This is a genomic window from Kribbella sp. NPDC026596, assembly GCF_040638415.1.
Taxonomy (GTDB): Bacteria; Actinomycetota; Actinomycetes; order Propionibacteriales; family Kribbellaceae; genus Kribbella.
On record NZ_JBEZYF010000058.1, the window covers coordinates 1 to 12,350 of the forward strand.

General features: G+C 68.2%; 10 protein-coding genes. 6 read left to right on the plus strand and 4 right to left on the minus strand.

Annotated elements, in window-relative coordinates; genetic code table 11:
- From AB0E63_RS34690 to AB0E63_RS34700, 3 genes are all read right to left on the minus strand, one after another.
- Positions 1-479, minus strand: a 479-nt coding sequence (locus AB0E63_RS34690) for a hypothetical protein (protein WP_360375571.1), incomplete at its 3' end; no start/stop codon positions are given.
- A gap of 152 nt (positions 480-631) precedes the next feature.
- A complete protein-coding gene (locus AB0E63_RS34695) occupies positions 632-2,404 on the minus strand; it encodes an NAD+ synthase (RefSeq protein ID WP_360375573.1) in 1,773 nt (590 codons plus the stop codon).
- 9 nt (positions 2,405-2,413) lie between these two features.
- Complete coding sequence (locus AB0E63_RS34700; RefSeq protein WP_360375575.1) at positions 2,414-2,563, minus strand: hypothetical protein; 150 nt, start codon at positions 2,561-2,563, stop codon at positions 2,414-2,416.
- Between the two features lie 113 nt (positions 2,564-2,676).
- On the opposite strand from AB0E63_RS34700, the gene AB0E63_RS34705 reads away from it, so the two are divergent.
- From AB0E63_RS34705 to AB0E63_RS34715, 3 genes are all read left to right on the plus strand, one after another.
- A complete protein-coding gene (locus AB0E63_RS34705) occupies positions 2,677-3,837 on the plus strand; it encodes a DUF418 domain-containing protein (RefSeq protein ID WP_360375577.1) in 1,161 nt (386 codons plus the stop codon).
- A 322-nt stretch (positions 3,838-4,159) separates the two neighbouring features.
- Positions 4,160-4,630 (plus strand): hypothetical protein, encoded by a 471-nt coding sequence (locus AB0E63_RS34710; protein ID WP_360375579.1) that lies wholly within the window; start codon positions 4,160-4,162, stop codon positions 4,628-4,630.
- The gene (locus tag AB0E63_RS34715) at positions 4,627-5,613 is read left to right on the plus strand and encodes an HTTM domain-containing protein (protein WP_360375581.1); all 987 of its coding nucleotides are present in this window, start codon (positions 4,627-4,629) and stop codon (positions 5,611-5,613) included. The genes AB0E63_RS34710 and AB0E63_RS34715 overlap by 4 nt, the downstream gene beginning before the upstream one ends.
- Here AB0E63_RS34715 and AB0E63_RS34720 read toward each other — a convergent pair.
- Positions 5,545-5,958 (minus strand): hypothetical protein, encoded by a 414-nt coding sequence (locus tag AB0E63_RS34720; protein WP_360375583.1) that lies wholly within the window; start codon positions 5,956-5,958, stop codon positions 5,545-5,547. The genes AB0E63_RS34715 and AB0E63_RS34720 overlap by 69 nt on opposite strands.
- A 116-nt stretch (positions 5,959-6,074) precedes the next feature.
- Here AB0E63_RS34720 and glnA point away from each other — a divergent pair, with 116 nt between their 5' ends.
- The 3 genes from glnA to AB0E63_RS34735 all read left to right on the plus strand — a co-directional run bounded on the left by glnA (position 6,075) and on the right by AB0E63_RS34735 (position 12,274).
- A complete protein-coding gene (gene glnA, locus AB0E63_RS34725; protein WP_360375585.1) occupies positions 6,075-7,415 on the plus strand; it encodes a type I glutamate--ammonia ligase in 1,341 nt (446 codons plus the stop codon).
- 138 nt (positions 7,416-7,553) lie between these two features.
- Positions 7,554-8,633, plus strand: a complete 1,080-nt coding sequence (locus AB0E63_RS34730; protein WP_360375587.1) for a HupE/UreJ family protein — start codon at positions 7,554-7,556, stop codon at positions 8,631-8,633.
- A complete protein-coding gene (locus AB0E63_RS34735; RefSeq protein ID WP_360375589.1) occupies positions 8,630-12,274 on the plus strand; it encodes a PQQ-binding-like beta-propeller repeat protein in 3,645 nt (1,214 codons plus the stop codon). Before AB0E63_RS34730 ends, AB0E63_RS34735 begins: the two co-directional genes overlap by 4 nt.
- Positions 12,275-12,350 lie beyond the last annotated feature (76 nt).

Sequence of the window (12,350 nt, forward strand, 5' to 3'; positions counted from 1 at the left end):
CGAGCCAGCTGCTCGCGCTCACCACGAGCCAGCTGCTCGCGCTCACCACGAGCCAGCTGCTCGCGCTCACCACGAGCCTGCTGCTCGCGTTCTGCGCGGGGATCGCGCTCACCACGCGCCTGCTCGCGGTCGGCGTAGTACTCCGGCCGCTGCGGCTGATCGCCGTACGGCCGCGGCTGGTCGCCGTACCGCTGCTGCTGGGGTTGCTGCGCCGGCGGTGGCGGTGCGGTTGGCAGGTACGGCGACTTGGGCACGTACGGCTGCTGTGGCACCGGGCCACGCTCGTACGACCGCGGTGCGTTCGGCAGGGACGGAGACGGGTCGAGTCCGAGCCCGTTGGCCCGCTCCCGCCAGTTGTCGTCGCCATAGTCCCCACGACGCTGTTCTTCGGTTGTCCGGTTCTTCGGTCCGGTCCCGTACGGCGACGGCAACTCCTCGTCGTCACCTGGGGTACCGGCCGACAGGAAGTTGTCAACCATGCCTTCATCGTCCCACCGTTGCGGAGGGTGAGCGCCACCGCCTGTGGGTGAGCGATCGCTCACATCGTCGGCGGGCAGGCCGGAGCGGCCGGAGGGTTCCTCGGTGGAACCCCACGGAGTGTCGGTGGAAGGGCGGTACCGCCAGGAGTCGCTCAGTGCTCGGCTGCCTTTCGTGCGTCCTCACGCCACGCGCTGGTGATCGGCAGTCGCCGGTCCCGGCCGAAGGCCTTGTGGGTGATCTTCGGACCCGGAGGATACTGCCGGCGCTTGTACTCCGCACGGTCGACCAGCTGGATCACCTTCGTGACCAGCTCGGTGTCGAACCCGGCGGCGACCAGTTCCGCACTGCCGCGGTCCTGCTCGACGTAGTCGTCCAGCATGTCGTCGAGCAGATCGTACGGCGGCAGCGAGTCGGTGTCCCGCTGTCCGGGGCGCAACTCGGCCGACGGCGGTTTGGCGATCGCGTTCTCCGGGATCGGCGGCTGCTGGCCGCGTTCCTTCGCGTCCGCGTTCCGCCACTTCGCCAGCCGCCAGACCAGCGTCTTCGGGACGTCCTTCAACGGTGCGTAGCCGCCGACCGCGTCGCCGTAGATGGTGGAGTACCCGACGGACAGCTCGGATTTATTGCCGCAGGCAAGCACCAGGTGGCCGTCGGCGTTCGACAGGCCCATCCAGATCACCGCGCGGACCCGGGCCTGCAGGTTCTCCTCGGCCAGGCCGGTCAGGCCGAGCGTGTCCAGGAACGGCTGCACCATCGGCTGGATCGGCACCACCCGGTAGTTGAGCCCGGTCCGCGCCGCCAGCTCGGCGGCATCGTCCTTGGAGTGGTCGCTGGAGTAGACGCTCGGGTTCGAGATGCCGAACACGTTCTCGGGGCCGATCGCGTCGCAGGCGATCGCGGCGACCAGCGACGAGTCGATGCCGCCGGAGAGGCCGAGCAGGACGGACTTGAAGCCGTTCTTCTGGACGTAGTCGCGCAGGCCGGTGACGATCGCGCCGTACATCTCGGCCTCGTCTGCCAGCCGCGGCGCGATCGCGGAGTCCATCGCCTCGAACGGCGCCAGCGCGTCCTCGTGGAGCACGGTGTGGACGATCTCGATGCCCTCGTGGGTGCCTTCCGGCGTACCGGTCGCGGCGGGGAGGTCGAGATCGACGACCATGCTGCCCTGCTCGAACTGTGGGGCTCGGGCGAACACCGTGCCCTCGGCGTCGGCGATCAGCGAGTCGCCGTCGAAGACGAGCTCGTCCTGGCCGCCGATCAGGTTCACGTACGCGAGCGAGCAGCCGGCCTCGCGGGCGCGGCGGCGGACCAGGTCACCGCGGACGTCGTCCTTGTTGGCCTCGTACGGCGAGCTGTTGACGACGAGCAGGAGACCGGCACCGGCGGCCTTGGTGACGGCGACCGGGCCACCGTCCTGCCAGAGGTCCTCGCAGATGACCAGGGCGACATCGATGCCGTGGATCCGGATCACCTGCAGGGTGTTGCCGGGGACGAAGTGCCGGAACTCGTCGAAGACGCCGTAGTTCGGCAGGTGGTGCTTGACCGCGCTGGTGACCACCTGGCCCTGATGGATCACGGCGGCGGAGTTGGTCGGGGAGCCCTTGGGGCGGCCGAGCCGGTCGATCCCCATCGCCGTACCGCTGGCGCGGTCGAGGTAGCCGCAGACCACCACGATGTCGCCGAGGCCCTCGTCGGCCAGTCGCTTCGCCAGGGCCTTGATCTTCGCCTGGGAGGCGTCCACGAAGGACGCCCGCAGCGCCAGGTCCTCCACCGGATAGCCGGTCAGCGCGAGCTCCGGAAACGCCACCACGTGCGCGCCCCGCTCGACCGCGTTGCGGGTCCACGCGACGATCTTGTCCGCGTTCCCGTCAATGTCACCCACGGTCACATTGAGCTGAGCGAGGGCTACCCGAAGCTGAGGCACGGGAGCACATTACTGGTTCGTTGGCTCGAACCCACGCCCGATGTACTTCTTGATCAAATGCAGGTTCCCGCCGACCGGATCCATCGCGTCCACCGTCAGGTGTTCACGAGTCAGCGGCGGGTACTCAGACCGCGTCCGCTCGACGTGATCCCACCCCACCTCATGCCACCCGGGGATGCCCCGGGTGCGTCCTTCGAATCTAGCGACGAAGGTTCTGGGGGCGGGGACTTTCGTTGGATGTGGGTGCCGGGGGCAGCGGATTGACTGGCGGTATGGGTGGACCTACGGGGTTGAGTGAGCGGGCGCTGGGGCCGGACTTGGCTCGGGGGTTCATGTTGTTGTTCATTGCCTTGGCCAACTCGCATTACTTCATCTACGGAGACCGGGTGTTCGGGGGATTCCCGGTCGATGCGGGGCCGGTGGGGATGGTGATCTCGACGTTCGTCGATGGGCGCGCGTTTCCGATGTTCGGGGTGTTGTTCGGGTACGGCGTGGCGCAGATCGTCCGGCGGCAGCGGGAGGACGGGAAGGAGTGGTGGCCGATCCGGAAGCTGTTGTGGCGGCGGAGTCTCGTGCTCGTGGTCCTCGGGTTCCTGCACGCGATGCTGCTCTACATCGGCGACATCCTCGCGGCGTACGGCGTACTCCTCTTCCTCGGCGTGTGGGCGCTGCGCTGGAAGGACCGCTGGCTGTTCATCGTCGCCGCATTGGTGCTCGTACTCACGGCTTTGCCGAGCGATGACTCACTGGCGACCGCGTCCGACGCGGCGGATCCGTCGATGCTGCCCACGGACCTCCTCGGTCAGTTCGGCGATCGCATCGTGGTGCAGCCGTACATCGCCGGACTCGGGTGGATCGGGTTCATCACGCCGTTCCTGATCGGACTCTGGGCCGGCCGGCGACGCATCCTCGAGCGCCCGGCCGAGCACCGCACCTTGCTCACCACGACGGCGATCGTCGGCTTGACCGTCGCCGTGGTCGGCGCGCTCCCTGTCTCACTCGTCGTCGGCGGCATGATCGACCAGCCGAGCGACCACGCGCTCCGCATCCTCGGTCCGCTGCACGACGCCGCAGGTGTCTTCGGCGGCTTCGGGTACGCCGCCTTGATCGTCCTGATCGCACACCGGCTGAGCGATCGCCCGATCACCCGGGCGATCGCCGCCGTCGGCCAGCGGTCGCTGACCTGTTACCTCTCCCAGTCCGTGGTGTGGGCCGTCGTCTTCACGCCGTACCTGCTCGACCTGTCGCGCACGCTCACCACGACCACGACGGCACTGCTCGCCGTCGCGACCTGGCTGGCGACCGTGGTGATGGCCGACCGGATGCGGCGCGCCGGCTACCGCGGACCGTTCGAGCTGCTGATCCGCCGGATCACCTATCAGCCCAGCATCACCGCGGCCACGCGGTCGCGCAGTTCCGGCAGCCGCGCGTAGCGAGTAATCGGTCACGTTCGGGCTCGCGGTGTGGTGGATGACGATGTGGTCGGGTGCGGCGATCACCTGGGTGGCGGACTTGGGCGGGCGCGCCGACCATTCGGTGCGCGTGTAGCAGCGCGGTGCGGGAGCCGCGTGGGCTGCTGTGGTTGGGAGGGCGACGCCACCGAGCAGGACGCCGCCGGCGGCCGCGCCGCGCAGCAGGGTACGCCGGGACGGCAGCGCCGGATTCTGGGCACGTTGGATATTTTCTGGGGCGGTCATACATTGGAAAATTCCCTACCAATAACCCGTCGAAACCGAGGATGGTCTAATGACGGGCGTGACAGATGGTGTGCGGACGGGGGACGTCCGGCTGGGCCGAATCGGCAAGTGTGTCCGGGTCGGTGTAGCGGTCGTCGGGATCGGCCTGCTGATCAACGGATCGGTGCGGGCCTCCGACGACGCCTGGCCGTTCGGGCCGATGTCGCAGTACGCCGGTTCGGTCGCTGACGACGCCTCGATCACGTTCACCCGGATCAGTGCGCAGACAGATGCCGGTACGACGGTCGACGTACCGCTGAACATCGAGGGCGCCGGCGTCGCCCGGGCCGAGATCGAGGTCCGGATCGGCGAGATCGTCAAGGACCCGTCGTTGCTGCAGTCGGTGGCCGACGGGTGGGCGCGGAAGCATCCCGACCGGCCGAAGTACGTGAAACTCGAACTGATCCGGGACACCACGCAGCTGGTCAAGGGCCGGGTCGAGGGCCCGCCGACGTCCGAGGTCCTCGCGACCTGGGAGGTGCGCAAGTGAGCACCGCCCAATCAGACGCCCAGCCCGCCGACCAGGCCATCGCCCGCCGATCCACAGTCGGCCGGGTTGCCGACTGGTTCACCCCGAGGATCGCCGTCGCCCGGATCGCGTGGCTGCGGACGGTGCTCTACCTGTTCGTCATCCTGGACATGCACGCGTTCGTCCGCGACACCCGCGACAAGGGCGAGCACCCCGGCCTGTACCAGCCGCTACTGCTGGCCCGGATGCTCGACCTGCCCAAGCCGTCGGTGGCGAACACGACCACCTTGTACGTCGTCCTGATCGTGTTCTGCCTGATCGGCGCGGCCAACCGGTTGCCGCGGATCGCGGGCTGGGTGGTCGCCCCGGCGTTCACCTGGTGGGTGCTGATCGGGATGAGCGACGGCAAGGTCGATCACGACCATCTCGCCCTCGTCGTCGCGCTCTGGGTGCTGCCGACGGTGGCACCCCGGGGCCGCGGCTGGACGTGGCGCCGGGAGGTTTCGCCGTACGCGGACCAGACGACGTCCGAGGCCGCCGGCTGGGCGATCCGGTGCATCCAGATCTCGGTGATCGCGACCTACTTCCTCTCCGCGATCGCCAAGCTCCGTGGTGCCGGGTGGACGCTCGCCTGGCCGAACAGCGCGATCCTGACCTGGGCGATCGTACGGCGGCCGCACCCGGTCGGGGAGTGGTTGCTGCATCACCCGTGGATGCTGCACGTGATGCAGTGGGTCGGCATCATCGCGGAGTTCTTCTCGCCGGTGATCCTCTGGCTCAAGGGGCGGTGGCAGTTGCTCGGGGCGCTGTTCTTCCTCGGGTTCCACGCGGCGAACACGGCGATCCTGCTGATCCACTTCTTGCCGACCGTGGTCTGCTGGCTCGCGTTCGCACCGCTCGAGCGGGTGGTGCCGTGGTTCCAGCGGCGGCGGGGATCAGAAGGCGGACAGCCCGAAGACCAGGCCGAAGAGAGCCGGCAGGCCAAGGAGCAGGCCGGCGCGTAGCCGGAACCGCCGGCCGCCGGGGCCCGGTGTCCGGACGACCCGGGACAGCACGGCACCGGCGTACCCGAAGACCAGGGCGGCGAGCAGGATCTGCCTGGTCGGCAGGTTGTCGGCGTCGTGGTGGGTCAGCCCGAGCGTGACCAGCCCGGGGCAGCAGAAGGCGAACATGCCGAACCCGAGCTCCGGGATCGGCAGCCAGCGGCGGCCGAGTACGTCCCGCTCGGCGGGCCGCTTGCGCCGGATCGACTGGACGAACCGCGTCGTGCTGAGCAGCAGATCGCTCACACACAGCAGCGCGGCCACGATCAGCGCCACCTGGTAACCGGCGCCGAAGATCGTCTGCACAAGGGAACACGTTAGGCCCTGTGCAAGCTCATGTCCGCCCGAGCACGTAACGTCTGCTTAACAGAGCCAGGGCACACTGTGTGAGGGCTCCCCATAGGTATGCGAGAGGTGGACTGATGGACAAGCAGCAGGAGTTCGTGCTGCGCGCGCTGGAGGAGCGCGACGTGCGCTTCGTGCGGCTCTGGTTCACCGATGTGCTCGGGTTCCTCAAGTCGGTGGCGGTGGCGCCGGCCGAGCTGGAGGGCGCGTTCGCCGAGGGGATCGGGTTCGACGGCTCCGCGATCGAGGGGTTCGCCCGGGTGACCGAGGCGGACATGCTGGCCAAGCCGGACCCGTCGACGTTCCAGATCCTGCCGTGGCGGGGCGAGACGATGGGCACCGCGCGGATGTTCTGCGACATCAACATGCCGGACGGGTCCGCGTCGTTCGCCGACCCGCGGCACGTGCTGAAGCGGACCCTGTCGAAGGCGGCCGACCTGGGCTTCACCTTCTACACCCACCCCGAGATCGAGTTCTACCTGTTCAAGTCGCTGGTCGGCGCCGCCGGTACGACGCCGGAGCCGGTCGACTCCTCCGGGTACTTCGACCACACGCCGCAGGGGATCGGCAACGACTTCCGCCGCGAGGCGATCACGATGCTGGAGTCGATGGGCATCTCGGTCGAGTTCAGCCACCACGAGGGCGGTCCGGGCCAGCAGGAGATCGACCTGCGGTACGCCGACGCGCTGTCGACCGCGGACAACATCATGACGTTCCGGGTGGTCGTGAAGGAGGTCGCGCTGTCGCAGGGCATCTACGCGTCCTTCATGCCCAAGCCGCTGTCGGACCAGCCCGGGTCCGGGATGCACACGCACATGTCGTTGTTCGAGGGTGACCGGAACGCGTTCTTCGAGGGCGGCGCGCAGTACCAGCTGTCCAAGACCGGGCGGGCGTTCATCGCCGGCCTGCTGTACCACGCGGCCGAGATCACCGCAGTGACGAACCAGTGGGTGAACTCGTACAAGCGGCTCGCAGTCGGTGACGAGGCGCCGTCGTTCATCTCCTGGGGGCACAACAACCGGTCCGCGCTGGTCCGGGTGCCGATGTACAAGCCGCACAAGGGGCAGTCGTCGCGGGTCGAGTTCCGGTCGCTGGACTCGGCCGCCAACCCGTATCTGGCGTTCGCGCTGATGCTGGCGGCCGGGCTGAAGGGGATCGAGGAGGGCTACGAGCTGCCGCGCGAGGCGGAGGACGACGTCTGGTCGCTCACCGCCCGCGAGCGCAAGGCCCTCGGCATCAAGCCGCTGCCGAGCAGCCTCGCCGAGGCGATCAGCGCGATGGAAGACAGCGAACTGGTCGCCGAAACCCTCGGCGAACACGTCTTCGACTTCTTCCTCCGCAACAAGCGCGCCGAATGGCAGGACTACCGCCGCCAAGTAACCCCCTTCGAACTGAACAAGCTCCTCCCAGTCCTGTAGGAGCTTCCTTCCGACGGGTGCTCCGCCCGCGGGATGCTCGGGGGTGCCGGTTAGAAAGTGCGATTTGCCGTGTTGTGGCGGTGAATAGTTTCCTGCGGTGTCATCTAGTGGTTGCCGGGGTCGCGTGGGATCAGGGCCATGCGGCGGCTGCTGGTGGTTGCGGGGTTACTGGTTCTGCTGTTTCTGGGTGGAGCCTCGTCGGCTTCGGCTCATGTGATTGCGTCTACCGGCTACTCCGATGTGCACCAGGACGGCAGTCGGGTGACCTGGTTGCTCAGCTTGGAGTACGACGTACTCGCGCGGGCCGTGGATCTCGGTGCGCCGGCGACTGACGACGGTCAGCGGGCGCAGGCGCTGGACAACGCCAAGGACCGGATCGCGGAGTACCTGCACGACCGCGTGGTCGTGTCCGTGGACGGCGCCGCGTGTGAGTCGGCGCTCGAGACGACCGCGGTCGGTGAACGAGCCACCAAGGCGTACGCCGAGCTCGGGCTGGTGTTCGACTGCCCGGGATCGGCCGGCGCGTTCAGCCTGAAGTACGACGTCTTCGACACCGCCGAAGCGGTCGCCGACGATCACACCAACCTGGTCGAGTACACCTTCGGCGACACGTCCGGCCGGACCGTCTTCGACCGGTCGCATCACGACTTCACCGCCGGCGACAACACGATGGCCAGCTCCAGCCTGCAGTTCGGGAAGATGGGCGTCGAGCACATCCTGCTCGGACTCGATCACGTGCTCTTCGTTGTCGCGCTGATCCTCGGTGCCGGCAGCCTGCGCGGCCTGGTCCAGGTGATCTCGATGTTCACCGTGGCGCACAGCGTCACGCTGGTCTCCACGCTGCTCGGCGGGCTCGTCGTACCGGCGGTGATCGTCGAACCGCTGATCGCGCTCTCGATCGCCTTCGTCGCGGTGGAGAACCTGCTCGGCTCCACCCGCCACCAGCTCCCGGTGGTCTTCGGTTTCGGTCTTCTGCACGGGCTCGGCTTCGCCGGGTCGCTGCGGATCACCGACCAGGTCAGTCCGGAACTGCTCGTCTCGCTGCTGAGCTTCAACGTCGGCATCGAGATGGGCCAGGCGTTGCTGCTGCTCGCCGTGTTCCCGCTGGTCCTGATGATTCGCCGGACCCGCGTCGCGGTTCCGGTGGTTCGCTCGGCGACCGGGGTCGTCGCCGCCTTCGGCCTCTACTGGTTCGCAGGAAGGTTCTTCCTGTCATGATCCGCCTGTTCCACAGGTCGAACGATCATTCACCCGCCACGACGAAGTGGCACAAACTCTTGTACGGCGTGACCGGCGGCCTGGCCGTCCTGGTTGTCGCGGTGCCTCTTACCGGCGTGGTCGCGGACGCCGTTGACGGGCCTAGCGCCACCATCACCGGCACGGTCTTCGAGGACCGCGATGCCGACAACCGGATCGACAACGGTGAGGTCGGGATTGCCGGCGTCAGCGTGTCGGACGGTCAGCAGAGTGTCGTCACCGACGCCAACGGTCGCTACACCTTCTCGACGGCCGTCGAGCGTCGGGACGTCGACCTGGTGTTCGTCACCCAGCCGGCCGGCTACTCGGTCGGCACCGACGACAACATGACCCCGAAGTTCTTCCGGAACCTCGGTCAGCTGGCCGACGGCGCCGGCCAAGAGGTCAACTTCGGCCTCCGCAAGGACAAGGCGTCCGCGAGCGGTGGATTCACCTTCGCCAACGTCGCCGACCCGCACGTCAACGCGCAGCTGCCCGAGCAGATCACCGAGATCAACTCGACCCAGCAGAAGCTCGCCTTCATCCAGGTCAGCGGTGACCTGACGAACAACGCCACCGACGCGGAGTTCGACACCTACCAGCGCGGGACCGCGAACTCGAAGGTCCCGGTCTGGCCGGCCGTCGGCAACCACGAGTACGCCGCGGGAGCGACGTACGCCGCTCGGATCAACAACTACCGCAAGCACGTCGGCCCGGAGTGGTACTCGTTCGACTACAGCGACCGGCACTTCCTGGTCCTGGAGAACAACGGCGCCGCGCCGTTCGCCGAGCAGCTGGAGTGGGTCAAGGCCGACCTCGCCCGGAACATGAAGCCTGGCAAGCACCTGGTCGTGCTGACCCACCAGCCGATGAACGTGCCGTTCGGCTCGCCCTCGGTGTACGACGAGTACGGCAAGGTGCTCGAGCAGTACGGCGCCGAGCTGATCCTGGTCGGCCACGAGCACTCCAATGACGTGGAGCCGAAGAGCGACTTCGCCGGCATCGCGAAGCACATCCAGACGGTGTCCAGCTCGTACACGATCGACAACTCGCCCCGCGGGTTCCGCTTCGTGCACATGGACAACAAGGCCTTCGACAACCCGTTCCGGATCTACGGCGCGGAGAAGGACCTGACAGTGGTCTCGCCGGCCCCGGGCACTGCGGTCCCGCTGGACAAGTTCCCGGGGATCCAGGTGAACGCCTACGACACCACCGACAACCCGGTCCGGGTCCGCTATCGACTGGACAACGGCTCATGGTGGTCACTGCAGTCCACCGGCGAGTTCACGTGGTACGCCGACCTGCCGCACGGCACCAAGGCCGGCAAGCACCGCATCGTCGTCGAGGCCGCGGACAAGACCGGCGCGACCTGGACCCGGACGGGGGACTTCACCCTGACCGGCGAGAAGGCGATCCAGCCGATCGCCGGAGCGAACTGGTCGCAGCACCACGGCAACGAATCGCACAGCGGTGTCGCCACCGACGCGATCGCGGCCGGTCAGCGGCTGGCCTGGTCGTACCGCACCAAGCGCACCTTCCTCACCGGTTCGCCGGCGATCGTGGACGGCGTCGTGTACGCCGGAACGCGGGACGAGAACGGTGATGGCAACAGCGCGGTCCACGCGGTCTCGCTGGCCACCGGCAAGAAGCTGTGGAGCTACACCGTGCCGTCGTCGGTGCACGGGAGCGTGGCGGTGTCGGACGGTCTCGTTTACGTCCCGACCCTGCGCGGAACGCTGTTCGCGGTGGACGCGAAGACCGGCCAGCTGAAGTGGCGCCACGACCCTGAGGCCGCGCCGGAAGGCAACAACCAGCGCACCTACGGGTACTACGGCGTGACGGTTGCCGACGGCAAGGTGTTGTTCCCGTACCAGACGCGGTTCGGTGAGGCGGCGGCTGCTTTGCTGCTGGCGCTCGATGCCAAGACGGGCGAGCGGGTCTGGGCCGCACCGATGACCGGTGCCACGATGAGCGACGGCACACCGGCGGTCTCCGACGGACGGGTGTACGTCGGCAACGAGACCGCCGACCGGGTGATCGCGTACGACCTGAAGACCGGCGCGAAGCTGTGGCAGGGCACCGAGTCCCTCGGCGGCTGGCAGGACGGCATCCCGTCCGCGGCCGACGGCAAGGTGTTCATCGGCTCGAACAACGGCATCGTCGCCCGCGACGGTGCGACCGGCGCGACCTTGTGGACCTACACCAGTTCGCACCCGTCGCTGGTGAGCAGTGGCGCGACGCCGGCCGCTGCGGCGATCAAGGGCAACACGGTCTACATGTCCTTCCCGAGTGGCGCGGTCACCGCGCTGAACGCAACCACGGGTGCAGTGATCTGGGACCAGTTGCTGCCGGGTTCGCAGTACCGGGGTGGTTCGTTCACCTCGCCGGCGCTGTCCGGGAACACGCTGTTCGTCGGCGCCAACAGTGGCGGGTTCTACGCGCTCGACGCGCGGACCGGCCAGCCGTTGTGGTCGCAGGACATCGGCACCTGGGTGTCGGCCGGGCCGGCGGTCAGCGGCAACACCGTGGTCGCCGGCGCGTTCGACGGCAACCTGTACGCCTTCACGCCGGGCGGAACGACCGCCAAGCCGTGGCCGCTGGTGGCCGGAACGGTGAAGAACAAGATCACCGGTGCACCCGCGGCGAACAGCACCGTGCTGGTCGTGCAGGACGGTACGGCGGTCGGCCGTACGACGACCGATGCTGCGGGCAACTACCAGGTCGGTTTGTCGCAGGGCGCGGGCAAGTACACCGTCCAGGTCGCGCAGCTCGGCTTCGCGACCGCGGCCAAGGAGATCGAGGCCGGTGACAGCGGCACGTACCAGGCCGACCTCGAGGTGACGCCGGTCAACGTCGACGCGAGTATCGGCAAGCGGCTGCCCAGCGGTCTGGTCGAGGGCGGCGTCGGTGACATCGTGATCGAGAACAAGCACCTCGCGATGGCGATCGCGAAGGTCTTCCAGGACTCGCAGATGGCGCCGTCCACGCCCGGCAAGGTCGTCGACATGGCGATCACCGGACAGCCGGACCAGCTGGACTGGATCAACCTGCCGTACGTGAGCACCACCGAGCCGACCGGCGGCAGCGCGTGGCAGCAGTTGCAGGTGCGATCGACCGACGTACGGATCGTCGAGAACACCGGCGAGAAGGCGGTCGTCCAGGCCACCGGGACCTCGGCGGAGAACCCGAACCTGAAGGTGGTCACGACGTACACCGCGACCGCCGACGAGCAGTTCGTCACCGCGGCGACGACCTTCACCAACGCGACGGGTGCGCCGCTGACGGTGTGGGCCGGCGACGCGCTCGACCACGACGGTGCCGGGTCACGCTCGGCGGTGTCGGGCAACGCGCCGGTCACCACTGGTGGTCCGTTCGCCCAGACGCCGGACGCGAAGCGCTGGATCGGGCAGTCCGGGACCGGCGCGGACAACCAGACCTACGGGCTGGTGTACGGCGCCGACAGCGGAGCGTTCACCGGGTATTCGCAGGCGATCTGGACGATGAGCAAGTTCAAGCTGGATCTGCCCGCCGGTGGCGCACACACCATCACCCGGCGCGTCGTCGCGGTCTCCAACGGGGGCGCGGCGGACAAGTTCGCCGTACTGAACCAGTTCGCCTTCTGATCAACCGATCAGTACTGCGAGCACCCTGACGGGCTGCCGGGGCGAGGCCGCGATCCGGTCGAGCACCGGCAGCCCG

Excerpts from the sequence above, each read along its gene's own strand:
- AB0E63_RS34705 (WP_360375577.1), top strand. The coding sequence starts at position 2,677 with ATGGGTGGACCTACGGGGTTGAGTGAGCGGGCGCTGGGGCCGGACTTG.
- glnA (WP_360375585.1), top strand. The coding sequence starts at position 6,075 with ATGGACAAGCAGCAGGAGTTCGTGCTGCGCGCGCTGGAGGAGCGCGAC.
- AB0E63_RS34730 (WP_360375587.1), top strand. The coding sequence starts at position 7,554 with ATGCGGCGGCTGCTGGTGGTTGCGGGGTTACTGGTTCTGCTGTTTCTG.
- AB0E63_RS34735 (WP_360375589.1), top strand. The coding sequence starts at position 8,630 with ATGATCCGCCTGTTCCACAGGTCGAACGATCATTCACCCGCCACGACG.